Origin of the sequence: Bordetella bronchiseptica (assembly GCF_900636925.1) — a bacterium.
GTDB lineage: Bacteria > Pseudomonadota > Gammaproteobacteria > Burkholderiales > Burkholderiaceae_B > Bordetella > Bordetella pertussis.
Window position 1 is genome coordinate 2,202,198 of record NZ_LR134326.1, and the last position, 23,793, is coordinate 2,225,990.

At 71.2% G+C, this 23,793-nt stretch carries 24 protein-coding genes; 8 read left to right on the top strand and 16 right to left on the bottom strand.

The window, feature by feature from the left end; translation table 11 throughout:
• Nucleotides 1-102 precede the first annotated feature (102 nt).
• Nucleotides 103-735 (bottom strand): LysE family translocator, encoded by a 633-nt coding sequence (locus EL288_RS10235; RefSeq protein WP_033448454.1) that lies wholly within the window; start codon nt 733-735, stop codon nt 103-105.
• A 213-nt stretch (nt 736-948) separates the two neighbouring features.
• A complete protein-coding gene (gorA, locus tag EL288_RS10240; protein ID WP_003812173.1) occupies nt 949-2,301 on the bottom strand; it encodes a glutathione-disulfide reductase in 1,353 nt (450 codons plus the stop codon).
• Nucleotides 2,302-2,475: 174 nt separating this feature from the next.
• Between gorA and EL288_RS10245 the strand changes: the two genes are divergently transcribed.
• Genes EL288_RS10245 through EL288_RS10255 form a run of 3 tightly spaced genes read left to right on the top strand, consistent with a single transcriptional unit; the run spans nt 2,476 to nt 3,910 of the window.
• Nucleotides 2,476-2,772, top strand: a complete 297-nt coding sequence (locus EL288_RS10245; protein ID WP_003812172.1) for a hypothetical protein — start codon at nt 2,476-2,478, stop codon at nt 2,770-2,772.
• A gap of 24 nt (nt 2,773-2,796) precedes the next feature.
• Nucleotides 2,797-3,174 (top strand): DUF2784 domain-containing protein, encoded by a 378-nt coding sequence (locus EL288_RS10250; RefSeq protein ID WP_003812171.1) that lies wholly within the window; start codon nt 2,797-2,799, stop codon nt 3,172-3,174.
• Between the two features lie 40 nt (nt 3,175-3,214).
• Nucleotides 3,215-3,910 (top strand): glutathione S-transferase N-terminal domain-containing protein, encoded by a 696-nt coding sequence (locus EL288_RS10255; RefSeq protein WP_003812170.1) that lies wholly within the window; start codon nt 3,215-3,217, stop codon nt 3,908-3,910.
• A gap of 10 nt (nt 3,911-3,920) precedes the next feature.
• Here EL288_RS10255 and pdxR read toward each other — a convergent pair whose 3' ends face one another.
• Complete coding sequence (gene pdxR / locus EL288_RS10260) at nt 3,921-5,402, bottom strand: MocR-like pyridoxine biosynthesis transcription factor PdxR (protein ID WP_033459669.1); 1,482 nt, start codon at nt 5,400-5,402, stop codon at nt 3,921-3,923.
• Nucleotides 5,403-5,478: 76 nt separating this feature from the next.
• On the opposite strand from pdxR, the gene EL288_RS10265 reads away from it, so the two are divergent.
• Complete coding sequence (locus EL288_RS10265; RefSeq protein WP_003812168.1) at nt 5,479-6,189, top strand: GNAT family N-acetyltransferase; 711 nt, start codon at nt 5,479-5,481, stop codon at nt 6,187-6,189.
• Nucleotides 6,190-6,291: 102 nt separating this feature from the next.
• On the opposite strand, the gene EL288_RS10270 is transcribed toward EL288_RS10265, so the two are convergent.
• Genes EL288_RS10270 through EL288_RS10285 form a run of 4 tightly spaced genes read right to left on the bottom strand, consistent with a single transcriptional unit; the run spans nt 6,292 to nt 10,288 of the window.
• The gene (locus tag EL288_RS10270) at nt 6,292-7,218 is read right to left on the bottom strand and encodes a DMT family transporter (RefSeq protein ID WP_003812167.1); all 927 of its coding nucleotides are present in this window, start codon (nt 7,216-7,218) and stop codon (nt 6,292-6,294) included.
• Nucleotides 7,219-7,220: 2 nt separating this feature from the next.
• Complete coding sequence (locus tag EL288_RS10275; protein WP_003812166.1) at nt 7,221-7,556, bottom strand: YbbN family protein; 336 nt, start codon at nt 7,554-7,556, stop codon at nt 7,221-7,223.
• Nucleotides 7,557-7,613: 57 nt separating this feature from the next.
• On the bottom strand, nt 7,614-8,876 hold the full coding sequence (locus tag EL288_RS10280; RefSeq protein WP_010926512.1) for a Zn-dependent hydrolase: 1,263 nt from the start codon (nt 8,874-8,876) through the stop codon (nt 7,614-7,616).
• 29 nt (nt 8,877-8,905) lie between these two features.
• Entirely contained in the window at nt 8,906-10,288 is a 1,383-nt protein-coding gene (locus tag EL288_RS10285; RefSeq protein WP_033451420.1) for an MATE family efflux transporter, read from the bottom strand.
• Between the two features lie 187 nt (nt 10,289-10,475).
• On the opposite strand from EL288_RS10285, the gene EL288_RS10290 reads away from it, so the two are divergent.
• The 3 genes from EL288_RS10290 to EL288_RS10300 are packed head-to-tail and all read left to right on the top strand — an operon-like array spanning nt 10,476 to nt 13,537.
• The gene (locus EL288_RS10290) at nt 10,476-12,332 is read left to right on the top strand and encodes a phosphoenolpyruvate carboxykinase (GTP) (RefSeq protein ID WP_003817018.1); all 1,857 of its coding nucleotides are present in this window, start codon (nt 10,476-10,478) and stop codon (nt 12,330-12,332) included.
• Nucleotides 12,333-12,392: 60 nt separating this feature from the next.
• Nucleotides 12,393-13,016 (top strand): class I SAM-dependent DNA methyltransferase, encoded by a 624-nt coding sequence (locus EL288_RS10295; protein ID WP_003812158.1) that lies wholly within the window; start codon nt 12,393-12,395, stop codon nt 13,014-13,016.
• A gap of 53 nt (nt 13,017-13,069) precedes the next feature.
• Complete coding sequence (locus EL288_RS10300; protein ID WP_015063693.1) at nt 13,070-13,537, top strand: DNA-deoxyinosine glycosylase; 468 nt, start codon at nt 13,070-13,072, stop codon at nt 13,535-13,537.
• A gap of 132 nt (nt 13,538-13,669) precedes the next feature.
• Here the strand turns inward: EL288_RS10300 and EL288_RS10305 are convergent, their stop codons facing one another.
• On the bottom strand, nt 13,670-14,533 hold the full coding sequence (locus EL288_RS10305) for a BKACE family enzyme (RefSeq protein WP_003812150.1): 864 nt from the start codon (nt 14,531-14,533) through the stop codon (nt 13,670-13,672).
• Nucleotides 14,530-15,492, bottom strand: coding sequence for a 3-hydroxyacyl-CoA dehydrogenase family protein (locus EL288_RS10310; RefSeq protein ID WP_003812148.1), 963 nt, complete (start codon nt 15,490-15,492; stop codon nt 14,530-14,532). Before EL288_RS10310 ends, EL288_RS10305 begins: the two co-directional genes overlap by 4 nt.
• Before the next feature lie 114 nt (nt 15,493-15,606).
• Between EL288_RS10310 and EL288_RS10315 the strand changes: the two genes are divergently transcribed.
• Nucleotides 15,607-16,608 (top strand): LysR family transcriptional regulator, encoded by a 1,002-nt coding sequence (locus EL288_RS10315; protein WP_003812144.1) that lies wholly within the window; start codon nt 15,607-15,609, stop codon nt 16,606-16,608.
• Here the strand turns inward: EL288_RS10315 and EL288_RS10320 are convergent.
• Genes EL288_RS10320 through ilvD form a run of 7 tightly spaced genes read right to left on the bottom strand, consistent with a single transcriptional unit; the run spans nt 16,532 to nt 23,760 of the window.
• On the bottom strand, nt 16,532-17,824 hold the full coding sequence (locus tag EL288_RS10320) for a TRAP transporter large permease (RefSeq protein WP_003812141.1): 1,293 nt from the start codon (nt 17,822-17,824) through the stop codon (nt 16,532-16,534). The genes EL288_RS10315 and EL288_RS10320 overlap by 77 nt on opposite strands.
• Nucleotides 17,817-18,308 (bottom strand): TRAP transporter small permease, encoded by a 492-nt coding sequence (locus EL288_RS10325; protein ID WP_003812139.1) that lies wholly within the window; start codon nt 18,306-18,308, stop codon nt 17,817-17,819. The genes EL288_RS10320 and EL288_RS10325 overlap by 8 nt, the downstream gene beginning before the upstream one ends.
• Nucleotides 18,309-18,317: 9 nt before the next feature.
• Nucleotides 18,318-19,349: a TRAP transporter substrate-binding protein gene (locus EL288_RS10330; RefSeq protein ID WP_003812137.1), complete on the bottom strand. Its 1,032-nt coding sequence runs from the start codon at nt 19,347-19,349 to the stop codon at nt 18,318-18,320.
• A gap of 55 nt (nt 19,350-19,404) precedes the next feature.
• Complete coding sequence (locus tag EL288_RS10335; protein ID WP_010926514.1) at nt 19,405-20,364, bottom strand: SDR family oxidoreductase; 960 nt, start codon at nt 20,362-20,364, stop codon at nt 19,405-19,407.
• Complete coding sequence (locus EL288_RS10340) at nt 20,352-21,158, bottom strand: hydroxypyruvate isomerase family protein (protein ID WP_015063694.1); 807 nt, start codon at nt 21,156-21,158, stop codon at nt 20,352-20,354. The genes EL288_RS10335 and EL288_RS10340 overlap by 13 nt, the downstream gene beginning before the upstream one ends.
• Nucleotides 21,155-22,051: an NAD(P)-dependent oxidoreductase gene (locus tag EL288_RS10345; RefSeq protein WP_033459667.1), complete on the bottom strand. Its 897-nt coding sequence runs from the start codon at nt 22,049-22,051 to the stop codon at nt 21,155-21,157. The genes EL288_RS10340 and EL288_RS10345 overlap by 4 nt, the downstream gene beginning before the upstream one ends.
• Complete coding sequence (ilvD, locus tag EL288_RS10350; protein WP_033459665.1) at nt 22,048-23,760, bottom strand: dihydroxy-acid dehydratase; 1,713 nt, start codon at nt 23,758-23,760, stop codon at nt 22,048-22,050. The genes EL288_RS10345 and ilvD overlap by 4 nt, the downstream gene beginning before the upstream one ends.
• Nucleotides 23,761-23,793: the final 33 nt, after the last annotated feature.

Consider the following 23,793-nt stretch of genomic DNA (forward strand, 5'->3'; position numbering starts at 1 on the left):
CCGGCGGCGCAACAGGCAATTATCGCACTTTGCCGCGCGGCGCCAGGGGGGCCGGGCCGGCAGCGACAGCCGGGCGGCGCCGCGGCGCCACGGTTGGGGGGCTCAGCGGCGGGCGTCCAGGGCCATGCGCACCGCCAGGCCGGCCAGCACCGAACCCATCAGCCAGCGCTGCGCCACCATCCACATGGGCCGGCGCGCCAGGAATACCGCGATGGCGCCGGCCATGACGGTGAACAGCGCGTTGACGCAGATGCTGATGCCGACCTGGGTGAAGCCCAGGGCCAGCGACTGGGTCAGGACGCTGCCTTGCTGCGGGTCGATGAACTGCGGCAGCAGCGACAGGTACAGCACGGCGATCTTGGGATTGAGCAGGGCGGTGAACAGCCCCATGGCGAACAGGCGGCGCGGCGGGCTGGGCGCCAGGGCGCGCACCTGGAATGGCGACTGCCCGCCCGGGCGCAGCGCCTGCCAGGCCATGTACATCAGGTAGATGGCGCCGGCCACGCACAGCGCTTCGTAGGCCAGCGGCACCGCCATCAGCAGCGCCGTGATGCCCAGCACGGCGCACAGCACGTAGAACACCAGCCCGAGCGCCACGCCGGCCAGCGAAACCAGCCCGGCGCGGTAGCCCTGCGACAGCGAGCGCGACACCAGGTACATCATGTTGGGGCCGGGCGTGAGCGTCATGCCCAGGCAGATCAGGGCGAAGGCAAGCAGTTGGGTCGGTTCGGGCATGGCGGCACGCAAGGTGGACGCGCGGATGGCGCGCGGTTATCACTCTAGCGCAGAACTGTTGCGTAACAGGGGGAATTTTTGGTGCCTGTCCCGGCGGGGACAGGCACACGCACGGGCAGACGCCATGAAATCTTGCAGGTGCCTGTCCCCGCAGTGGGGACTGGCAAGCAATTGGCGGGTGCCAGTCCCCCAGTGGGGACAGGCACCCGGGGGTTAGGTTGCCGTTCTCATCGTGACGAATTCCTCGGCGGCGGTGGGGTGGATGCCGATGGTGTCGTCGAAGACCTGCTTGGTGGCGCCGGCCTTGAGAGCCACGGCCAGCCCCTGGACGATTTCGCCGGCGTCCGGGCCTACCATGTGGCAGCCCAGCACTTTCTGGCTGTCGGCGTCGACCACCAGCTTCATCAGGGTCTTTTCCTGGCTCTGGGTCAGGGTCAGTTTCATGGGCCGGAAGCGGCTTTCGTAGCGGGTGACCCGAAATCCGCGTTCGAGGGCCTGCTCGGTGGTCAGGCCGACCGTGCCGATGTTGGGCAGGCTGAAGACGGCGGTGGGGATGAGGTCGTAGTCGACCTTGCGGTACTCCTGCGGGCGGAACAGGCGGCGCGCCACGGCCATGCCTTCGGCCAGCGCCACGGGGGTGAGCGGCACGCGGCCGATCACGTCGCCGATGGCGAGGATGGACGGCTCGCTGGTGCGGTATTCGTCGTCCACCTCGATGTAGCCGGACTCGGCCAGCCGCACGCCGGTGTTCTCCAGGCCCAGGTCGTCGAGCATGGCGCGCCGGCCGGTGGCGTAGAAGACGCAATCGGTTTCGAGCACCGAGCCGTCGGACAGCGTGACCGCCAGCACGCCGTCGGCGCGCTTGTCGATGCGTTCGACGTCGGTATTGAAGCGCAGGTCCAGGCCTTTCTTGACCAGTTCGTCGCGCAGGTGCTCGCGCACGCTGCCGTCGAAGCCGCGCAGGAACAGTTCGCGCCGGTAGACCTGCACGGTCTGCGCGCCCAGGCCATTGAAAATGGAGGCGAATTCCACCGCGATGTAGCCGCCGCCCACCACCAGCACCCGGCGCGGCAGCTCGGGCAGGAAGAAGGCGTCGTTGGACGTGATGGCGTGTTCCTTGCCCGGGATGTCGGGCACGAACGGCCAGCCGCCGGTGGCCACCAGGATGTGTTGCGCGCTGTGGCGCTGCCCGTTGATTTCGACGGTGTGCGGGTCGACGATGCGGGCGTGGCCTTCGTGCAGCGCGACGCCGCTGTTGACCAGCAGGTTGCGGTAGATGCCGTTCAGGCGTTCGATTTCGCGGTTCTTGTTGGCGATCAGCGTGGGCCAGTCGAACTCCGGGCGGCCCGGGTTCCAGCCGAAGCCGGCCGCCTGCTCGAAGTCTTCGTGGAAATGCGCGCCGTAGACCAGCAGCTTCTTGGGCACGCAGCCCACGTTGACGCAGGTGCCGCCCAGGTAGCGGCTTTCCGCCACCGCCACGCGGGCCCCGTAGCCGGCCGCGAAGCGCGCCGCGCGCACGCCGCCGGAGCCGGCGCCGATGACGTACAAATCGAAATCAAATGCCATGTCTGTCGGTCCTTCCGCGGCCGTCCGAGGCGGCCGCGCGTGTAAACATCTGGAAGCCGTATTAAACAACCAACCGGGCCGCTCTGCTTGGCGGGCGCGCCGAATCGGATATAACAGCAGTCAGCGCGGCTGGATGGCCGGCCGCCATGCACGACGCACGCGTCACGGAACGAGATGCAGAACGAAGACAGTTTTTTCGGCTCGCTGGGCGCCATGCTGGGCGCGGTGATACGCGCCATCGTCGATGGCCTGCGCTATGTGTTCGGCGGGCTGGGGCGGGCGCTGGGCGATTTCTTCGGTGGCCTGGCCTCGGCGCTGGGCATGAGCCCGTCGGTGTTCAATTTTGCCTTGCTGGTGCTGGGCCTGCTCCTGCTGTGGACCGCGGTGCGCGCCTTCATGGGGCGCGCCATCGTGGCCGGGATCTTCTGGCTGGTGCTGGCGATGCTGCTGCTGGGCGGCCTGATCGGCTAGCGCGGCCAGGGCAGGGACGGCGCCATGCTTTACCGCTTCCTGGCCGATCTGGTGCTGGCGCTGCATGCGCTGTTCGTGGCCTTCGCCGTGCTGGGCGGGCTGCTGGCGCTGCGCTGGCCGCGGCTGGCCTGGCTGCATGTGCCGGCGGCCCTGTGGGGGGCGGGCATCATGCTGGCCGGCGCCGTCTGCCCGTTGACCCCGCTGGAAAACCATTGGCGCGCGCAGGCCGGCCAGCAGGGCTACGAGGACGGTTTCATCGCCCATTATCTGCTGGCGGCGATCTATCCCGAGGGGCTGAGCCGGACGGCGCAGACCGTGCTGGGCGCGCTGGCGCTGGCCGGCAATGCGCTCGTCTATGCGGCGCTGTGGCGCCGGCGGCGGCGCGGCGGAATCGGCCGATGAGTTATGCTGGACTGTTTTGCAACTCAGGCGAGTCCCATTCATGATTGATCTGTATTTCTGGGCCACGCCCAATGGTTTGAAAATAAAACTCTTCCTGGAAGAGGCCGGCCTGCCCTATACCGAGCACCCGATCAACATCGGCAAGGGCGAGCAGTTCCAGCGCGAATTCCTCGCGATCGCGCCCAACAACCGCATTCCCGCCATCGTCGACCAGGCGCCGGCTGGCGGCGGCGCGCCGATCTCGCTGTTCGAGTCCGGCGCCATCCTGCTGTACCTGGCCGAGAAGATCGGCCGCTTCATCCCCGCCGACGTGCGCGGCCGCGCCGAAGTCCTGCAGTGGCTGTTCTGGCAGATGGGCGGGCTGGGGCCCATGGCCGGCCAGAATGGGCATTTCAACGTCTATGCCCCCGAGAAGGTGCCGTACGCCATCGAACGCTACACGGCTGAAACCGCGCGCCTGTACGACGTGATGGACCGGCGCCTGGCCGAGCGCGAGTTCCTGGCGGGCGAGTACTCGATCGCCGATATCGCCTGCTATCCCTGGGTCGTGCCGCACGAGGCGCACGGCCAGAAGATGGCCCATTTCCCGCACCTGAGCCGCTGGTTCGAGGCGATCGCCGCGCGGCCCGCCACGGCGCGCGCCTATAAGGAGGCCGGCGACAGCTACCGGCCCAAGGCGCCCATGTCGGACGAGGAACGGGCCGTACTGTTCGGCCAGCCGGGCGCGCCGCGCTAGGCGGCGCGGGCTAGGCCTGGATCAGCCGGGCCAGCCGCTCGATCAGCGGTTCGAACAGCTCGGCCGAGGTGTTGCCGTAGCCCAGCACCAGTCCGGTGTCCTCCGGCCGCGGCGCGATGGCGAAGCCGGACAGCGCCTGCGGCGCCATGCCCAGGCGCAGCGCCTGGGCGGCGATGGCGCGGTCGTCCAGCGCCGCGGGCAGCCGCAGCGTCAGGTGCAGGCCGCAGTGGCCGCCCAGCACTTCGTGCGGCACGCGCAGGTGGCGCGCCAGGGCGGCGCGCAGGGCCTGCTGGCGCTCGCGGTAGAGCCGCCGCATGCGGTTGAGGTGGCGGGTGAACTGGCCGCTTTCGATGAAGGAGGCCAGGGCCCATTGTTCGTGGCGATGGCCGCCGCGCAGCATCTCGGCCAGCGCCTCGGCGGCCTCGTCGGCCACGCCCGTGGGCAGCACCACGAAGCCCAGCCGCAAGGACGGGAACATGGTCTTGCTGTAGGTGCCCACGTACAGCACGGGCGCATCGGGCACCAGGCCCTGCATGGCCGCGATGGGCTCGCCCTGGTGGCGGAATTCGCTGTCGTAGTCGTCTTCGATGATCCAGGCGCCGGCGCGGCGCGCCTGCTCGATCAGCGCCAGCCGGCGCGTGACGGGCAGCACGGCGCCGGTCGGGTACTGGTGCGACGGCGTGACATAGATCAGGCGCGGCGGCGCGTCGCGCCAGGCCTGCGGCGGCGCCAGCAGGCCAGCGGCGTCCACCCGCACCGGCACCACCCGCATGTCGCCGCAGCGCAGCGCCGTCTTGGCGCCGCGGTAGCCGGGGTCTTCGACCCATGCGGTGTCGCCGGCGTTGCCCAGCAGCCGCACGCACAGCGCCAGCCCTTCCTGGGCGCCTTCGGTGATGACGATCTGGCGCGCCTCGCAGCGCACGCCGCGCGCGGCCGCCAGGTAGGTGGCGATGGCCTGGCGCAGGCGCGGTTCGCCGGCGGGTTCGCCGTAGCCCAGCAAGGCCGCGGGCGCCTCGCGCAGGGCGCGTTCCAGCGCGTTGCGCCAGGCGCTGGCGGGAAAATGGTTGAGGGCCGGCGTGCCGGGCCGCAGCGGCAGGTAGGTGTCGGTGCGCGGCGCGCTGGCCTTCAGCGCGGCCAGGCGCCGCGCGGTCGGGCCGGCGCTGGACGCCGCGGACGCGCGCGCCGGCATGCCCGCGCGGGCCAGCCCCGCTACCCGCGTGCCCTGGCGGTCGGCCCGCACATAGCCTTCGGCGGCCAGGTGTTCGTAGGCCAGCAGCACGGTGTTGCGCGAAATGCCCAGCTGCTGCGCCAGCGCGCGGGAAGCGGGCAGGCGGCTGCCCGGCGCCAGGCGGCCATCCAGGATGGCGTTCTTGAAGCGTTGCAGCAACTGGCGCTGCAGGGGCAGGCGCGCGCCGGCCGGCGGCGCTTGCTGGAGGATCGCGGCAAAATCCATGGCTCTATCAAAAAGGCGGTTCGTGGCACTTTTTATCATGCCACGAATCGCCTATCTTGATGCCATGGCGGGCGCGCCGTGGTGGCGCGCCGCCCACCCGCAAAGGAAGCCGTCCATGTCAGCCCGCGTCAACGAATTCGGTCAACCCATCGGCCAGGCCATGCCGCAATGGCAGGCGCGGCCGCGTCCCCCGCGCGATCCCGCCGAGGGCCGCTATTGCCGGCTCGAACCGCTCGACGCCGCGCGCCACGGCGACGATCTGTACGCGGCCTTTGCGGTGCCCGACGCGGCCAGCGGCTGGACCTATCTGTCGGCTGGCCCGTTCGCCGACCGCGCCGGCTACGATGAATACCTGCGCAAGGCGGCCGACAGCGCCGATCCCCTGCACCACGCGGTGATCGACCTGGCCAGCGGGCGCGCGATCGGCACGCTGTCGCTGATGCGCATCGATCCGGCCAACGGCGTGATCGAAGTGGGGCATGTGAACTTCGCGCCGGCGCTGCGGCGCTCGCCGGCTTCGACCGAGGCGCAGTACCTGCTGATGCGGCGCGCCTTCGACGAACTGGGCTACCGCCGCTACGAATGGAAGTGCGACAGCCTGAACGCGCCCTCGCGCGCGGCCGCGCTGCGCCTGGGTTTCCTGTTCGAGGGCATTTTCCGCCAGGCGCTGGTCTACAAGGGGCGTACGCGCGACACCGCGTGGTTCTCCATCATAGACAGCGAATGGCCGGCGCTGCGGGCGGCGTTCGAGCGGTGGCTGGCGCCGGAGAACTTCGATGCGGCGGGCCGCCAGCGCAAGCGGCTGGATGCCTGCCGCCAGCCGTAATCGGTGCCTGTCCCCGCCGGGACAGGCACCCCGTCATACGCCATGAAATCAGGCGCCAGTCCCCATGCCGGGACAGGCACCGGCATTCCTGCGGGGGCAGCCTTATGTCCGGCGCCGCAGCTTCTCGCGCAGCAGCTCGGCGCCGCTGACCAGCGTGATGCCGGCCAGCACCAGCACCGCGCCGATGACGAAGCCCGAGTCCAGCGGCTCGTCGAGGATCAGCACGCCGAAGGTGACGCCGAACAGCGGCGTCATGAACGACAGCACCGCCAGGCGGGTGGCGAGATAGCGGCGTAGCAGCCAGAACCAGGCCAGGTAGCTCGACAGCGCCACGACCACCGACTGGAAGCCCAGGCTGGCCAGGGCCGCGCCGGACCAGACGGGCGCGGCGCCGCCGCTGGCGAAATGAAAGGCGGGCAGGGCCAGTCCGGCCATCAGCATCTGGTAGAACAGAGTCTTGGCCGGCGCCGCCTCGGACAGCGAGGATTTGCGGATCGCCACCGTGGTGGCGCCCCAGGCCGCGCCGGCCAGCACGCCGAGCAGGTCGCCCAGCAGCATGCCGGGCACGGCCGCGTGGCCCTTGCCCAGGAAGGCGGTGGCGATGCCGCCGAAGGCCACCGCCACGCCCAGCCACTGCAGCGGCTTGAGGCGTTCGTCGGGCAGCAGCAGGTGCAGCCCGAGCGCCGTGAAGATGGGCGCGGTGTAGAGGAATACCGCCATGTGCGAGGCGGTGGTGTACTCCAGGCCCACGCCGACCAGCAGGAATTCCAGCGCGAACAGCGCGCCCACCGCCAGGCCGGGCCCCAGCGTGCCGTCGCGCAACGCGCCCAGGCCTTCGTGGCGCAGCACCACCCAGATCAGCACCACCGCGGCGAAGGCCGAGCGCAGGCCGATCTGCAGGGTGGGGGAGACATCGGCGGCCACCAGCTTGATGGCGATCTGCTGGAAGCCCCAGCAGATGCACAGCGCCAGCATGACGTAAGTGGCGAAACCGTCCAGCGGACGGCGCAGCGGCGCGGCGGCGGCCATGGTCATGGCAGTTCGGCCGGGTAGCTGTCCAGCGCCAGGCTGATCTGCTGGCGCAGGTCCCAGTCGGCCAGTTGCGCGCTGACCGGCCCGTAGTAGGCGCCGTCGCGCGTGACGAACAGCGCCGGCAGGTGGAAGACTTCATAGCGCTGCACCAGCCCGCCGTTCTCGCCGGCGTCGATCCAGCACAGGCGGTCGACCGGCAGGTCGAACTCGGGCAGGCGCTGGCGCGCCACGCCGCAGGTGGCGCAGGTGCGGCTGTGGAAGACAAGCAGCGACAGGCCCGGCGCATCCAGCAGGTAGCGGTCGGCGGTGCCGTCGGTCAGTTCGATCTGGTCCATGGGGAAACTCGGGGGCGGGCCGGCTATGCTACCGCATCGCCGGCCCGCCGGCCGCAGCTAGCGCGACAGGCGGCGATCGAGTTCCAGCACGGTTTCGTACAGCACGCGCGTGCCGTCGAGCAGCTGCGACGGCTCCAGCCACTCCTCGGGACAGTGGCTGCGGCCGTTCAGGCAGGGCACGAAGATCATGCCGATCGGGCCGGTGGGCGCCATGTAGACGGCGTCGTGGCCGGCGCCGCTGGGCAGGCGCATCGAGGCATAGCCCAGGCGGGTGGCGGCGTCTTCGACGGCATCCATCACCAGCGGCGCGCAATCGGTGGGGTGGGCGCGGCTGACCGGCGCCATTGCGGCCGACAGGCGCAGCGCGGCCAGCGCGTCCGCCACTTCCGCCATGATGGCCTCGGGAAACGCGTCCAGCACGGCGTCGCTGTCGCTGCGCACTTCCAGCATCAGTTCGACCATGCCGGGCACGGCGTTGGGCGCGTTGGGCGTCATGGCGATGCGGCCGATGGTGGCCACCACGTAGTGCGGCTTGCCGCTCTGCGTGCTGGCGCGGCGGTGCGCCGCGTCGATGACGCGCGCCGCGCCCACCAGCGCGTCGCGGCGGATATCCATGGGCGTGGTGCCGGCGTGGTCGGGCTGGCCGTGCACGGTGATGAGCACGCGCCGGATACCGACGATGTTGGTGACCACGCCGATCGGCAGGCCGCGGCTTTCGAGCACGGGCCCCTGTTCGATGTGCAGCTCGACGAAGGCGGCGGTCTGGCCGGGGCCGCGCAGCGGGGCGCCCAGCGCGTCCGGGTCGCCGCCGATGCGGCGCAGCCCCTCGGCCAGCGTCTCGCCATCGGCGTTGCGCGCGGCCAGCATGTCGGGCGTCAACTGGCCGCTCAGCGCGCGGCTGCCCACGCAGGAGATGCCGTAGTCGCTCGGCTCTTCGGACAGGAAGTCGATGACTTCGAACGGGTGCTCCAGCGTCACGCCCTGCTCGTGCAGGGTGTGCGCCACTTCGATGCCGGCCAGCACGCCGATGATGCCGTCGAAGCGGCCGCCGGCCATCACGGTGTCGCAATGCGAGCCGGTGGCGATGGGGCGGCGGGCGGCGTCGCGGCCGGGGCGCGTGCCCACCAGGTTGCCGCCGGCATCCAGGCGCACCGCCAGGCCGGCCGCCTCGAATTCGGCGCGCAGCCATTGGCGCGATTGCTCGAACAGCGGCGAGAAGGCGCGTCGCGTCCAGGGCACGTCCGGCAAGGTCATGCGCGACAGGGTTTCGACGCGCGACCAGAGGCGCTCGGCGTTCAGGGGAGGAAATGTCGTGGTCATGGGAATGTCCTGAAAAGAGAGAAGGGCGGCTAGGCGCGCCGCAGCAGCCCCACGCGGTCGCGGCGCAGCCAGCGTTGCATCATGAGCACGGCCACCAGCGCCAGGCCGATGGCCAGCCCGCTCCAGACGCCCACGCCGCGCCAGCCGGCCCAGAACGCCAGCGCCGCGCCGCTGGGCAGGCCCACGCCCCAATAGCCGAGCGCCGCGTACAGCATGGGCACGCGGGTGTCGTGCAGGCCGCGCAGCATGCCGGCGCCCAGCACCTGCGCGCCGTCGACGATCTGGAAGAGGGCGGCGACCGCCAGGTAGGCGGTGGCCAGCCGCAGGACCTGGGCATTGGCGGGGTCGCCGATGTCCAGGAAGGCCGACACCAGCAGGCCGGGCGCCAGCAGCATCAGCGCCGCGGCGATCGCCATGCTGCCGATGCCCAGCGAGAAGGCACACCAGCCGGCGCGCGCGACCTGGTCGGGCTGGCGCGCGCCGTACGCGTGTCCCACGCGCACCGTGGCCGCCTGGGCAATGCCGTAGGGAATCATGAACGTGACGCTGGCGATCTGGATGGCGATCGCGTGGGCGGCCAGCTCCGGTTCGCCCAGCCAGCCCATCAGGAAGGCCGCGGCGTTGAAGATGGTGACTTCGAACGCGGTGGCCGCGCCGATCGGCAGGCCGAGTTTCCAGAACTCGGCCAGGCGCTGCCAGTCCGGCTGCCAGACGTCGCCGAACAGATGGTAGCGGCGGAAGCGGCGGTCCAGGCAGACCACGCCGGCCATGCCCAGGAACAGGCCCAGCGTGGCCAGCGCGCTGGCCAGGCCGGCGCCCACCAGGCCCAGCGCCGGCGCGCCCAGGTTGCCGAACACCAGCACCCAGTTGCCGAAGACGTTCAGCACGATCGCGGCCAGCGCGATCAGGAAGGCCGAGCGCGGGCGCTGCAGCGCCGCCACGAACGAGCGCAGCACCAGGAATCCCAGGAAGGGCGGCATGGCCCACATCAGCGCGCGCAGGTAGGCGCCGGCCTGCGCGGCCAGCTCGGGGGGCTGGTCGATGGCCAGCAGGATGGCTTCGCCGTGCCACAGCAGCAGGCAGCCCGGCACCGAATAGATCACCGCGGTCCACAGGCCCTGGCGCACCGTGCGGCGCACGTCGCGCACGGCGTTGCCGCGCCGGCCCAGCGCATGCGCGACCATCGGCGCGGTGGCCGCGACCAGGCCCAGGCCGAAGAATTCGATGGCGGTGAACAGGTTGGCGCCCAGGGCGCTGGCAGCCAGCGCCTGTGATCCGAGCCGTCCGATGAAGATCACATCGGTAACAGTCATGGCCATTTGTGCCAGATTGGTCAGCACCAGCGGCAGGCCGAGCGCCAGCGTGGCGGCGAGCTCGCGCTTCCAGGCGGCGCGGGCTGTCGATCGGGGCATGCGCCCTCCCATTGATTTTGAATCGGGATATTACCTTTTTTCCTAGGGTAAACCCGGGTTTGTCCCCGGCTCATGCAACTGGCCGAGTTGGTGGGGCCGGAGGTCGCAAGTATGATGAGGCCCATTCCAATGCTGCTGGCCCGGCCATGCCCCGGCCAGCGTTGTTACACCGCAGGAGACCCTACCGATGAACAAGCCATCCGAAGTCAAACCCGTCGCGCTCAACGTGCCCGACTATGTCAAGCACAGCGGGTTGATCGCGTGGGTGGAACGGATCGCTGCCCTGACCAAGCCGGACCGCGTGGTGTGGTGCGACGGCTCGCAGGAGGAGTACGACCGCCTGTGCGAACAGATGGTCCAGGGCGGCACGATGCGCCGCCTCAATCCGGCCAAGCGCGCCAACTCGTACCTGGCGTGTTCCGATCCCTCGGACGTGGCGCGCGTGGAAGACCGCACCTTCATCTGTTCCGAGCGCGAGGAAGACGCCGGCCCCACCAACAACTGGGCCGCCCCGCAGGCCATGCGCGAGACGCTCGGCGGCCTGTTCGACGGCGCCATGCGCGGCCGCACCATGTATGTGGTGCCGTTCTCGATGGGGCCGCTGGGCTCGCCCATCGCCCACATCGGCGTGGAGCTGAGCGACAGCCCCTATGTGGTGGTGAACATGCGCATCATGACGCGCATGGGCCGCAAGGTCTTTGACGTGCTGGGCAGCGACGGCGCCTTCGTGCCGTGCGTGCACAGCGTGGGCATGCCGCTGGCCGAAGGGCAGCAGGACGTGGCGTGGCCGTGCAACCCCACCAAGTACATCGTGCACTACCCCGAGACGCGCGAGATCTGGAGCTTCGGTTCGGGCTACGGCGGCAACGCGCTGCTGGGCAAGAAGTGCTTCGCGCTGCGCATCGCCTCGACCATGGGCCGCGACGAGGGCTGGCTGGCCGAGCACATGCTGATCCTGGGCGTGACCTCGCCCAAGGGCCGCAAATACCACGTGGCCGCGGCGTTCCCGTCGGCCTGCGGCAAGACCAATTTCGCGATGCTGATCCCGCCGCACGGCATGGACGGCTGGAAGGTCACCACCATCGGCGACGATATCGCCTGGATCAAGCCCGGCCCGGACGGCCGGCTGCATGCCATCAATCCCGAGGCGGGTTACTTCGGCGTGGCGCCGGGCACCAGCGAGAAGACCAATTTCAATGCCATGGCCACGCTCAAGGCCAACGTGATCTTCACCAACGTGGCGCTGACCGACGACGGCGACGTGTGGTGGGAAGGCATGACCGACACGCCGCCGGCGCACCTGATCGACTGGCAGGGCCAGGACTGGACGCCGGCCATCGCCGCCGAGACCGGCCGCAAGGCCGCGCACCCGAACGCCCGCTTCACGGCGCCGGCCGCGCAGTGCCCGTCCATCGACCCCGAATGGGAAAACCCCAAGGGCGTGGCGATCGACGCCTTCATCTTCGGCGGGCGCCGCTCGACCACCGTGCCGCTGGTCACCGAGGCGCGCAACTGGGTCGAGGGCGTCTACATGGCCGCCACCATGGGCTCGGAAACCACCGCCGCCGCGGCTGGCCAGCAAGGCGTGGTGCGGCGCGACCCCTTCGCCATGCTGCCGTTCTGCGGCTACAACATGAGCGACTACTTCGACCACTGGCTCAAGCTGGGCCGCCGTCTCGAAGAGACCGGCGCCACGCTGCCGCGCATCTACTGCGTCAACTGGTTCCGCAAGGGACCGGACGGCAAGTTCGTGTGGCCGGGATTCGGCGAGAACATGCGCGTGCTGCGCTGGATGCTGGGCCGCCTGGATGGGCAGGCCGGCGGGGTCGACCAGGTGTTCGGCATCTCGCCGGCCTACGGCGATATCGACTGGACCGGGCTGGAATTCAGCCCCGACAAGTTCGAGCAGGTCATCTCGGTGGACCTGCCGGCATGGCGCGCCGAGCTGGCGCTGCACGACGAGCTGTTCACCCAGCTGGCCGCGCGCCTGCCCGAGGATCTGCCGTTGACGCGTACCGCCATCGAGCGGCGCATGGCGGCCTGAGGCCGGAGCGGCGCGGCGTTTCGCCGCCGCGCCGGCGCCGCTTTGCGGCACAATCGCGCCATGACCTTGACTTCCGACGACCTGCGCCAGATCGCGGCGCTGACGCTGGCCCATTACGACGACAACGCTGTCTCGTTCGAGGTCGGCACGCGCGACCACGACGTAAGCCAGAACATCGCGGCCCTGCTGCGCCATATACAGGGCGATCCGCCGTATGCCATCCTGGACTTCGGCTGCGGCCCGGGCCGCGACCTCAAGACGTTCGCGGCGCTGGGGCACGCGGCCGTCGGCCTGGACGGCGCGGCGCACTTCGTGGCCATGGCGCATCAGGCCACCGGCTGCGAAGTGTGGCAGCAGGATTTCCTGCGGCTGGCGCTGCCGGCCGGGCGTTTCGACGGCATCTTCGCCAACGCGTCGCTGTTTCACGTGCCGACGCAGGAATTGCCGCGCGTGCTGGGCGAGCTGCGCGACACGCTCAAGCCGGGCGGCGTGCTGTTCTGCTCCAACCCGCGCGGCGGCAACGAAGAGGGCTGGTCGCGCGGCCGCTATGGGGTGTGGCATGACTGGGAGTCGTGGCGCGCGCTGCTGGAAGCGGCGGGCTTCCAGGCCCTGGAGCACTATTACCGGCCCGCCGGGCTGCCGCGCGAGCAGCAGCAATGGCTGGCCAGCGTATGGCGCAGGTAGCGGGGTTCGCGGCCCTGGCGCGCGCCGACGCGCGCGTGCTGGTGCTGGGCAGCATGCCGGGCGTGGCTTCGCTGCGGGCGCAGCAGTACTACGGGCATCCGCGCAATGCATTCTGGCCGATCGCCGCCGAGCTGTTCGGCCTGGACGCCGCGCAGCCCTATGCCCACCGCGTGCAGGCCCTGCAGCGGGCCGGCGTGGCCCTGTGGGACGTGCTGCAGGCCTGCGAGCGCCCGGGCAGCCTGGACGCCGCCATCGTCGCCGATAGCGTGCGCCCGAACGATTTCCAGGCCTTCTTCGCCGCGCATCCGGGCATCGCCTGCGTGGGCTTGAACGGCGCGGCCGCCGCGATGCTGTATCGCCGCCACGTGCTGCCGCGCCTGCACGGCCTGGCGCATCTGCGCTACGTGGCGCTGCCGTCGACCAGCCCGGCCCATGCAGCGATGGATTTCGCCGCCAAGCTGCGGGCCTGGCGCGCGATCGCGCCGGCGTCATCCGACCCTTCGGCGTGTCTGTCCCCGTAGGGGGGAACGACGCCTGCGGCCAGGGTGCCTGTCCCCCTGCGGGGACAGGCACCCTGCGGAGACAGGCACCTGCAAGATTTCACGGCGTCTGTCCGTGCGTGTGCCTGTCCCCGCTGGGACAGGCACCGCTGGCTATGCCAGGCGTCCGTAGATCTCGCGCGCCTGCGCGGCGGTGGCGATGGGCCGGCCCAGCACGCGGCCAGCCTGCGCGGCCTGGGCCACCAGGGCGGCGTTGCCCGGCGCGGTCGCGCCGTCGCTCAGCTTGAGGTTGTTCTCGAAGCCCACCCGCATATGGCCGCCGAACGCGGCCGCGGTGGCCACGCAGGCGTTCTCTTCGCGGCCGAAGGCGCACACGGCCCAGGGCAGCGATCCGTCGTAGACCTCGAGAAAGGGCAGCAGGTCGCGCGGCGAGGACACCTGGCCGGCCGAGTAGCGGCCCAGCACGAACAGCACCGACCAGGCTCCTTCAGGCGCCAGGCCGCGCGCGCGCAGCGCCTGCCACCTGGCCACGTCGGCGGCGTCGTACAGGATGATCTGCGCCATGATGCGTTCGGCTGCGACCCAGGCCAGGAAGTCGGCCAGCTCGCGTTCCGGCATCTCGGGCACGGCGATCTCGCGCAGGCCCATCGAAACGGCTTCGGGGCGCAGTTCGCGCACCATGGCCATCTGCTCGGCGGCGCGGTAGACGCCGGCCGCTTCGCTGGTGACCTGCACCAGCAGTTCTTCGCCCACGGCCTGGCGCACCGCCGCCAGCGCCTCGCGGTAGGCCGCCACGTCCAGCGAATGGCGGCCTTCGGGCGTGCGCACATGCATGTGCATCATGGCCGCGCCGGCGTCCAGGCAGGCGCGCGCCTCGGCCGCCAGCGCCGCCGCCGTCAGCGGCACGGCGGGGTGGTCGGCGGCGGTTTTGTAGGCGCCATTGGGCGCCACCGTGACGATCAGGGGCGAGTCGGCCAGCGCGGCCTGCGCGCCCGCGGCGAACAGCGACGGGCTCATGGCTGGATCTCCGGCAGCTCGGCGCCGAGCAGGTCCAGCCCGGCGCGCAGCAGGCGGTCGTAGCGGGCGCGCTCGGCGGCGATGGTCTCGGGCGTCCATGCATAGAAGCCCGTGCCGGCCTTCATGCCGTGGCGGCCGTCGGCGGCGCGCTCGGTCAGGCAGCGCGCCGGCGTATCGGCGTTGCAGAACGTCGGGTACATGGTCGCGCCGGCGGCCGCGTGCACGTCGATGCCGGCATGGTCGCGCTGCATGACCGGGCCGGCGGCCAGGAAGCGGAAGCCGAAACCGAAACGCACCGCCGCGTCCACGTCCTCGGGCGAGGCGATGCCGCGGTCGATGAGATCGAAGGCTTCGCGCGACAGGGCGTGCTGCAGGCGGTTGGCCAGAAAGCCCGGCAGGTCCTGCGCGACCCTGACCGGCACCATGCCGCAGCGGCGCATGAAGGCGATCAGGACGTCGGCGCAGGCCGGGTCGCTGGCCTCGCACAGCACCACCTCGACCAGCGGCACCAGGTGCGCCGGCATGAAGAAGTGCAGGCCCAGCATGCGCTCGCGCGTGGGCAGGCCGGCGCCGATGGCGCTGATCGGGAAGCTGGAGCTGTTGCTGGCCAGGATGGCGTGGGCCGGCGCGCGGCGCGCCAGCTCGGCGAACAGCGCCTGCTTGATGTCCAGGCGCTCGGGAACGCATTCGATCACCAGGCCGACCGAGTCCCATTCGACCGCGTCCAGGCCGGGCACGACCGCGATGTGCGCGGCGCCCTCGGCGCGGCCGGCCTGCGCCAGGTTGTCGGCGGCGCGGCGCGGCAGCGCGGCGGCGCGCGCGGCGTCGGGTTCCACCACCGTGGTGCGGCACAGCGCGCGCGCCAGCACCACCGCCACGTCGGCGCCCATGGTGCCGCCGCCGATGACGACCGCATGGCTGGCGCCGGGACGGCCCAGCGCGGAATCGGGAGAGCTCATGTTGTTCCTTCTCGCAGGAGTGTTCGCAATGCCAGCCAGTGTAGGGAAACGGCTTTGATTGATGAATCAGATTTTTTGGATAGAATGATCGATAAATTAGATCAGTGAGGCGCCGTGAAGATCAATCTGTCCATGCGCGATATCGAGACCGTCCTGGTATTGGGCCGCACGCTCAATTTCCGGCAGGCGGCGGCGCAGCTGCACCTGTCGCAATCGGCATTGTCGACCCAGGTGCTGCGCATCGAGGAGGCGCTGGGCGTGCGCCTGTTCGACCGCACCACGCGCACCGTGCGGCTGACGGCCGCCGGCGAGGTGTTCATGCAGCAGGCCGCCTCGCTGCAGGTGGCGTTTCGCGAGGCCATCGACGCGGTCAGCGGCATCGCCAGCGCCGAGCACGGCCAGGTGGCGGTGGCGGCGCTGCCGTCGCTGGCCGCGCGCCTGCTGCCGCGCGTGCTGATGGCGTACCGGCAGGCCCATCCCGGGGTGGCGCTGAAAGTGCACGACACGCTGTCGGGCCCGGCGTTCGACCTGGTGCGCGCCGGCGAGGTCGACTTCGCGCTGACCGCGGCCGATCCGCAGCAGGCGGACCTGCACTATGTGCCCATGATGTCCGACAGCTTCATCCTGCTGATCCCGCAGGACCACGCGCTGGCGCGCGGCAAGGGGCCGCTGCGCTGGGCCGATACGCTGGCCGCGCCGCACGTGTCGATGGTGCATCCGAGCAGCGTGCGCCAGTACGCGGAGTGGGCCTTCCTGCAGAACCGCATCCGTTTCCAGCCCGCCTTCGAGGCCGAGCACCTGGCCACCATCGTCGCCATGGTGGAGTGCGGCTTCGGCGTGGCGGCCCTGCCGGAGATCGCCGCCGCCGCGGTGGCGCACAGCGGCATCGTCGAGCGCCCGCTGACCGGGCCGGTGGCCGAGCGCTCCATCGGCCTGGTGACCTCGCGCAACCGTACCTTGTCGCCGGCGGCGGCCGCGCTGGTGGCGCAGCTGCGCGAGCACCTGGCCGCCTCGGCGTACAAGCCCGCGCCGGCGGCCCCTAGCGCACGTACGACGGCAGCAAGAGCGAGATCGAGGGAAACAGCACCAGGATCGCCAGGCGCACCACGTCGCTGACCACGAACGGCATGACGCCGCGGAAGATCGTGGGCGTGGACACGCCGGGCAGCAGTCCGCGCAGCACGAACACATTCATGCCGAAGGGCGGCGTGATGAAGCTGATCTCGGTGACCACCACCACGATGACGCCGAACCAGATCAGGTCGAAGCCCAGGCTCTGCACCAGCGGGTAGAACACCGGCACCGTCAGCAGGATCATGGACATGCTCTCCAGCACGCAGCCCAGCACGATGTAGATGACGCAGATGGCCAGGATCACCGTCAGCGGGCTGAGTTGGTGGCGGGCGACCACGTCCAGCAAGTCCTGCGGCAGCGAGGTGAAGTTGATGAAATTGGCCAGCATCAGCGCGCCTATCATCACCACGAAGATCATGCCGGTGGTCTTGGCCGATTCGACCACCACGTCCAGGAAGCGGCGCCACGTCATGGCGCGCCGGCTGCAGGCGAACAGGAAGCTGAGGAAGGCGCCGACGCCGGCGGCCTCGGCCGGCGTGAACAGGCCGCCGTAGATGCCGCCCAGCAGCATGCCGATCAGCGCCAGCACCATCCAGACCTGCCGCAGCGCGTGCAGGGTATGCGGCCAGGTGCTGCGCGGGCCGCGCGGCCCCGCGGCCGGATCGCGGCGCACCACCCAGGCCACCGCCGCCATGTAGCACAGGATCGCCAGCACGCCGGGCAGCACGCCGGCGGCGAACATCTTGCCGATGCTCTGTTCGGTCAGCAGGCAATACACCACCATGATGATGGAGGGGGGAATCAGCACGCCCAGCGTGCCGCCGGCGGCGATCGAACCGGCCGCCAGCTTCTCGCTGTAGCCCATGCGGCGCATTTCCGGATAGGCGACCTTGGCCATCGTCGCGGCCGTCGCCAGGCTGGAGCCGCAGATGGCGCCGAAACCGCCGCAGGCGGCGATGGTGGACATCGCCAGGCCGCCGCGCCGGTGGCCCAGCAGCGCGTGGGCGGCGGCGTACAGTTCGCGCGACATGCGCGATTCGGTGACGAAGTTGCCCATCAGGATGAACAGCGGCAGCACCGACAGCAGGTACTGGAAGCCGCTTTCGTAGATCACCGAGCCGGCCATGGCGTAGGCGGGCGGCCAGCCGCGCAGCAGGCCCAGGCCGACGAAGCCGACCAGCGCCATGGCGAAGGCCACGGGCACGCGCATGAAAACCAGCGCCAGCATGGCGCCCAGGGCGGACAGGGATTCAATCATCTTGGGTCGGTTCCGGCTGCGTAGCGGCAGGCCCGACCAGGGCCGCCAGCCGGTAGGCGGCGTCCAGGGCCAGCAGTACCGCCATGGCGTATACGAAGGGTGCCAGGGGAATGTTGAGCATGGGCGTCATGTCGCCGTAGTCGGCGGTGCTCTGCGCCTTGCGCAGCGCCACCCAGGCCAGGCAGGCGCTGACCGTCAGCGCCAGCAGGCCGGCCACGCAGTCCTGCGCGCGCAGGGTCGCGGGCGAGAACAGGTGGCTGAAGCTGTCGACCGTGATGTGGCCGCGCGCGCGGGTCACCAGCGGGATGCTGGCGAAGATCACCGCCACCATCAGCAGCTCGACCATCTCGACGGTGCCCATGATGGGACGGTTGAGCAGGTAGCGTCCGGTGGCGTCGGCCACCGTCAGCAGGCTCATGCCGCACAGGCTGATGACCACGATGGCGCGCAGCAGGGCCGTGACGGCCCGGTCCAGGATCCGCATGGCGCGCGCTCAGCGTTGCTGGTCCAGCTGCTTGATCTCGGCGCGGAACGACGCCAGCGCGGCGGGCCCGTCGATGCCCTTGGCCTTGGCCGCGTCCAGCCATGCCTGCTCGAACCCCTTGGTGCGTTCGCGCACGGCCTCGATCAGCGCGTCGTCGGCCTTGACCAGTTCGATCTCGCCGCCTTCGAGCACCTTGCGCGCGGCCGCGTCGTGCGTGTCCCAGGCGCGTCCGGCCAGCTCGGCCAGGTGGCGGCCCGACAGGCGCACCAGCGTGTCCTGGTCCTGCTTGGACAGGCGCGCGAAGGCGTCGCGGTTGATGATGACCGCGTGCGTGTCCGAATACAGGCCGCCGGGGAATTCGGTGGCGTGCCTGATGATGCTGTCCAGCTTGAACGACACCAGCGATTCGGCCGGGAAGAACACGCCGTCGGCCACGCCGGTGCTGAGCAGTTCGTACGACTCGGGCGCCGGCTTGGCGATGGGACTGGCGCCCACCGCCTTGGCCACGTCGGCCGCCATGCCGCCGCCGACGCGGATCTTCAGGCCCTGGAAGTCGCCGATCTGCTTGACCGGCTTGCTGGTGGTGAAGGCGATGCCCGGGCCGTGCGCGTAGATGCCCAGCAGGCGCACGCCCTTGTGCTCGTCGGCCTTGAGCAGGTATTTCTCGTAGGTGTCCCAGGCCGCGATGGAGCGCGAGGTCGCGGTGTCGCCGGAGAACGGCAGCACGGCGAACTTGGTCAGCTGGAAGCGCCCGGGGTAATAGGCGTGCGAGACGAAGGTCACGTCGACCAGGCCATCGCGCACGGCGTCGAAGTGGCCGGCCGGGTTGGTGACCGCCTTGGGCAGCAGGCGCAGCGTCACGCGGCCATCGGTGGCCTTGCGGATTTCCTCGCCCCAGGGCATGAGGAAGTCCGCCACGACCGCATGGGTGGGCGGCAGCCAGCTCGACAGGGTGAGCTCGACCGGCTTTTGCGCGATGGCGGGGGCCGTGCCCGCAAGGCCAAGGGCGAACAGGGCGGCGGCGAGGGTCTTGTGCATCATGTCTCCTTGTTTTATGGGATGGCCCGCTCGGCGGCGGGCCGTTGGTGCGACAGGATCAAGGCGGCGGGCCGACGGCCCGCTCCAGCAGCGCCGGCAGGCTGCCGTCGTGGCGAAAGCCCGCCGCCTGCGCGGCATCGCATTGCAGGGGCGGCTGGTTGCCGAACTGCGCCTCGATATCCGGGCGCGGCGCGTAACTGACCAACGGCGTGGCCGCGCCCTGGCTGCGCGCATCGAAGGCCTGCACGATGTCGCGCACCGACACGCGTAGCGCCGGCAGCGTCCAGCCGGTGCGCCCGCCGGGCGGCGGCGCCTGGGCGGTCAGCTCGGCGGCGCGCAGCAGGTTGTCCACGCAGCACGGCAGCGACATCAGCCACAGCGTGGCCTGCGGGCCGACCGGCATTTCGCAAGGCTGGCCCGCCGCCAGCGCGCGCAGCAGCGTGCTGGAGAAGGCCGACCAGGCGCCGTTGGGCGCCGGCGGGCGGGGCGCCACGCCGGGCAGGCGCACGGCGCGCCCGCGCACGAAGCCGCGCCGGGTGTAGTCGGCCAACAGGATTTCGACTGCCTGCTTCTGCGCGCCATAGCTCAGCGCCGGCGCCAGCGGCGTGTCGTCCGTGACGAGCGCGGGCAGCGGCGCGCCGTAGACGGCGATGCTGCTGGTGAACACCAGTCCGGGCGAGCGGCCCTGGCGGCGCAGCTGCTCCAGCAATCGCAGCGATCCTTCCAGGTTGACGCGCAGGCCCAGCTCGAACTCCAGCTCGGCGCGTCCGCTGGCGACGCAGGCCAGATGGAACACCAGGTCCGGCGGCGGATCGGTGATGGCCGCCAGCGTGGCGGGGTCGGCGAAGTCGCCGGCCACCTGGCGCACGCGCGGGTCGGCCGGCGCGGCGTCGAAGGCCAGGTCGCACAGCGTCAGCTGTTCGAGCGCGCCATGGCCGGGCACGCCGGGCAGGGCGCACAGGCGCTCGGCCAGGGCGCGGCCGATATAGCCGTTGGCGCCGGTGATCAGGACGCGCATGCCGCACCTCCGCTGCCGCAGGCGGCGTCGTAGGCGCCGCGCCAGGCCTTCAGGCCGGCGCTGGCCAGGCCGCGCGGCGTGTACTCGCAGCCCACCCAGCCGCCATAGCCGCTTTGCGCCAGCAGGCGCAGGGTGGCGGCCACCGGCGGGCTGGCCGGATCGGGTTCGTGGCGCCCGTCGGGGCCGGCGAACTGCACGTGGCGCACCAGCGGCAGCACGCGGCGCAGCTCGGCGTGCGGGTCCAGCCCTTCGCGCAGGTTGTGATAGATGTCGAACTGCAGGCCGACGTTCGGATGGTCGACCGCGCGGATGATGTCGGCGGCCTGCTCGGGCAGGTAATAGAAATAGCCCGGCATGTCGGCGCGGTTGAGCGGCTCCAGGGTCAGCGTGACGCCGGCCTGGGCGGCGCGCGGCGCGGCTCGCTGCAGGTTGCCGATCAGCGTGGCGCGGCATTCGTCCATGCCGGCGGGCGCCGGCGGCATGCCCGCCATGGCGTGCACGATGCGGCAGCCGGTGGCGCGGCACAGCGCCAGCGCCTGGTCCAGCGCGGCCGCGAAATCGGCTTCGCGCCCGGGCACGCAGGCCAGGCCTTTTTCGCCGGCCGCGCCCAGCGGCGTGTTGACCAGCGCCAGGGCCAGGCCGTGCTCGCGCAGCTGCGCCGCCAATTGCGCGGGCGGCTGGTCGTACGGAAACAGGATCTCCACCCCCGCGAAGCCGTCTTCGCGCGCGGCGGCCATGCGCGCGGCCAGCGGCAGGCCGGGGTACAGCAGTGTCAGGTTGGCGGCCAGTTTCATGCGGGCTCCCTGGTGGGCGCGGCGGGCCGTTCGGGCCACGCCACGCGCACGATGTCGGACAGGTCGCCGGGGCCCAGGCCGCGCGCGGCGGCGGTGCGGTAGCTGTCGAGCACGCCTTGCAGCCCGCGCAGTTGCGTGCCGCTGGCGGCGGCCAGGGCGGCCACGTTCTCCAGGTCTTTCAGCATGGTCTGCAGGGCGCCCAGCGGCTGGTCGACGGGCGCGGTCATGCGCGGCACGAAGATGCGCAGCAAGACCGAATCGGCCCAGCCGCCGGCCAGGGCGGTATCGAGGGCGGCGGCGTCGATGCCGTTGCGGCGGGCCAGGGCCACGGCCTCGGCGATGGCGTTGACCGTGGTGGCCACGATGGTCTGGTTGCACAGCTTGCCGATCTGGCCGGCGCCCGTATCGCCCAGCCGCGTCACGCGGCCGGCGTAGGCGCGCAGCCAGGGTTGCGCGGTCTCGATCGCCGCGGCCGGCCCGCCCGCCAGGATGGACAGCGTGCCGGCCTGCGCGCCGGCCACGCCGCCCGAGACCGGCGCGTCGATCCATACGCGGCCGCTGGCGGCCAGCAGGCGCGCGGCCAGCGCGCGGGTGGCGTCCGGCTCGATGCTGGAGTGGTCCACCAGCAGGCCGCCGGCCACGTCGGCCACGCCATGCGGCCCGAACACCGTGGCCTGCACCGCGGCCAGGTCGGTCAGGCACAGCAACACCGCCTGCGCGCCCGCCGCCGCTTCGGCCGGCGTGGCGCAGACCACCGCGCCGTCGGCCGCCAGCGCCTGCGCCTTGGCCGCGCTGCGGTTCCATACGCGCACCCGATGGCCGGCCGCCAGCAGCCGCCGTATCATCGGCGCGCCCATCAGGCCGGCGCCGCAGAAAGCCAGGGTGGCGCTCATTCGGCCTCCGGCGTTTCGTAAGGCCAATCGACCTGGCCGGAGTGGGTGACCGCGCCCAGGCAGGCCGGGCGCACCAGCGCGGCGTATTTCTCCAGCGCGCCGGCCAGGCGCGCCTGCGGCGGCGCCTGGTAGGCGGCGCGGCGCCGCGCCAGCTCTTCGTCGGACAGCGCCACGTCCAGCGTATCGGCCTCGGCGTCGATGTGGATCACGTCGCCATCGCGCAGCAGCGCGATGGGGCCGCCGGCGGCCGCTTCCGGCCCGGCGTAGCCGATGCACAGGCCGCGCGTGGCGCCCGAGAAGCGGCCGTCGGTCAGCAGCGCCACTTTCTCGCCCATGCCCTGTCCATACAGGGCGGCCGTGACGCTGAGCATCTCGCGCATGCCCGGCCCGCCCCGGGGGCCTTCGTTGCGGATGACCAGGACTTCGCCCGGCTGGTAGGCGTGCGTGGACACCGCGCGCATGCAGGCTTCCTCGTTCTCGAACACGCGCGCCGGCCCGGAGAATTTCAGCGACTTCAGGCCGGCGATCTTCAGCAGCGCGCCATCGGGGCTGAGATTGCCCTTGAGCACGGCGACGCCGCCGGTGGGGTGCAGGGCCTGGCCGCAGGCGCGCACCACCTTGCCGTCGGGCGCGGGCGTGTCGGCCAGGGCCTCGGCCAGGGTGCGGCCGTCGAGCGTCAGCACGCTGCCGTCGATATGGCCGCCGTCCAGCAGCGCCTTGAGCACCACCGGCACGCCGCCGGCCTCGTGCAGGTCGCGCGCCAGATAGCGGCCGCCGGGTTGCAGGTCGGCGATCAGCGGCGTGCGCTTGAACACCCGGGCCACGTCGTCCAGCGTGAAGGCGATGCCGGCCTCGTGCGCGATGGCCGGAATGTGCAGGGCCGCGTTGGTCGAGCCGCCGGTGGCCGCCACCGCGGCGCAGGCGTTCTCCAGGCTGGCGCGCGTCACCAGCTGGCGCGGCAGCGGGCCGCCCGCGGCCAGGGCGCGCATCACGTGCTCGCCGGCGCGCTGCGCGATGGCCAGCCGTTCGCTGTAGACCGCGGGCATCATCGCCGAACCCAGCGGCGACAGGCCCAGCGCCTCGCCCACCATGGCCATGGTGTTGGCGGTGAACTGGCCCGGGCACGAGCCCGCCGAGGGCGTACAGGTGCGCTCCATCGCCTTGAGCTCGGCCGCCGGCATGGTGCCGTGCTGTACCCGGCCGACGGCTTCGATGGTGTCGAGGATGGTGACCTGGCCGCTGGCCGCATGGCCGGGCAGGGTGGCGCCGCCGTACAGGAACACCGCCGGCACGTTCAGCCGCACGATGGCCATCATCATGGCCGGCAGCGTCTTGTCGCAGCCGGCGAACGCCACCAGTGCGTCATAGGCGTGGCCGCGCACCACCAGCTCGACGCTGTCGGCGATGGTCTCGCGCGACAGCAGGCTCATGCGCATGCCCGCATGGTTCATCGAGGTGCCGTCGGAGATCGAGATGGTCGAGAAGCTGACCGGCACGCCGCCGCCGGCGGCCACGCCCAGGCGGGCGCGGTCGGCCTGCGGCCCCAGCGCCATGGAGCAGGGCGTGTTCTCGCCTTGCGTGCTCACGATGCCGACCATGGATTTCTCCAGGGCGGCGTCGTCGAAGCCGGTGGCGCGCAGGAAGGCGCGATGCGGGGTGCGCGTCAGGCCTTGGGTAACCATGCGGGAACGGTGCTTATGCAGGGACATGAATCGGTTCCATGGAAAAGGCGAAGAAGGGCG

Excerpts from the sequence above, each read along its gene's own strand:
- EL288_RS10235 (WP_033448454.1), bottom strand. The coding sequence starts at position 735 with ATGCCCGAACCGACCCAACTGCTTGCCTTCGCCCTGATCTGCCTGGGC.
- gorA (WP_003812173.1), bottom strand. The coding sequence starts at position 2,301 with ATGGCATTTGATTTCGATTTGTACGTCATCGGCGCCGGCTCCGGCGGC.
- EL288_RS10245 (WP_003812172.1), top strand. The coding sequence starts at position 2,476 with ATGCAGAACGAAGACAGTTTTTTCGGCTCGCTGGGCGCCATGCTGGGC.
- EL288_RS10250 (WP_003812171.1), top strand. The coding sequence starts at position 2,797 with ATGCTTTACCGCTTCCTGGCCGATCTGGTGCTGGCGCTGCATGCGCTG.
- EL288_RS10255 (WP_003812170.1), top strand. The coding sequence starts at position 3,215 with ATGATTGATCTGTATTTCTGGGCCACGCCCAATGGTTTGAAAATAAAA.
- pdxR (WP_033459669.1), bottom strand. The coding sequence starts at position 5,402 with ATGATAAAAAGTGCCACGAACCGCCTTTTTGATAGAGCCATGGATTTT.
- EL288_RS10265 (WP_003812168.1), top strand. The coding sequence starts at position 5,479 with ATGTCAGCCCGCGTCAACGAATTCGGTCAACCCATCGGCCAGGCCATG.
- EL288_RS10270 (WP_003812167.1), bottom strand. The coding sequence starts at position 7,218 with ATGGCCGCCGCCGCGCCGCTGCGCCGTCCGCTGGACGGTTTCGCCACT.
- EL288_RS10275 (WP_003812166.1), bottom strand. The coding sequence starts at position 7,556 with ATGGACCAGATCGAACTGACCGACGGCACCGCCGACCGCTACCTGCTG.
- EL288_RS10280 (WP_010926512.1), bottom strand. The coding sequence starts at position 8,876 with ATGACCACGACATTTCCTCCCCTGAACGCCGAGCGCCTCTGGTCGCGC.
- EL288_RS10285 (WP_033451420.1), bottom strand. The coding sequence starts at position 10,288 with ATGCCCCGATCGACAGCCCGCGCCGCCTGGAAGCGCGAGCTCGCCGCC.
- EL288_RS10290 (WP_003817018.1), top strand. The coding sequence starts at position 10,476 with ATGAACAAGCCATCCGAAGTCAAACCCGTCGCGCTCAACGTGCCCGAC.
- EL288_RS10295 (WP_003812158.1), top strand. The coding sequence starts at position 12,393 with ATGACCTTGACTTCCGACGACCTGCGCCAGATCGCGGCGCTGACGCTG.
- EL288_RS10300 (WP_015063693.1), top strand. The coding sequence starts at position 13,070 with ATGCCGGGCGTGGCTTCGCTGCGGGCGCAGCAGTACTACGGGCATCCG.
- EL288_RS10305 (WP_003812150.1), bottom strand. The coding sequence starts at position 14,533 with ATGAGCCCGTCGCTGTTCGCCGCGGGCGCGCAGGCCGCGCTGGCCGAC.
- EL288_RS10310 (WP_003812148.1), bottom strand. The coding sequence starts at position 15,492 with ATGAGCTCTCCCGATTCCGCGCTGGGCCGTCCCGGCGCCAGCCATGCG.
- EL288_RS10320 (WP_003812141.1), bottom strand. The coding sequence starts at position 17,824 with ATGATTGAATCCCTGTCCGCCCTGGGCGCCATGCTGGCGCTGGTTTTC.
- EL288_RS10325 (WP_003812139.1), bottom strand. The coding sequence starts at position 18,308 with ATGCGGATCCTGGACCGGGCCGTCACGGCCCTGCTGCGCGCCATCGTG.
- EL288_RS10330 (WP_003812137.1), bottom strand. The coding sequence starts at position 19,349 with ATGATGCACAAGACCCTCGCCGCCGCCCTGTTCGCCCTTGGCCTTGCG.
- EL288_RS10335 (WP_010926514.1), bottom strand. The coding sequence starts at position 20,364 with ATGCGCGTCCTGATCACCGGCGCCAACGGCTATATCGGCCGCGCCCTG.
- EL288_RS10340 (WP_015063694.1), bottom strand. The coding sequence starts at position 21,158 with ATGAAACTGGCCGCCAACCTGACACTGCTGTACCCCGGCCTGCCGCTG.
- EL288_RS10345 (WP_033459667.1), bottom strand. The coding sequence starts at position 22,051 with ATGAGCGCCACCCTGGCTTTCTGCGGCGCCGGCCTGATGGGCGCGCCG.
- ilvD (WP_033459665.1), bottom strand. The coding sequence starts at position 23,760 with ATGTCCCTGCATAAGCACCGTTCCCGCATGGTTACCCAAGGCCTGACG.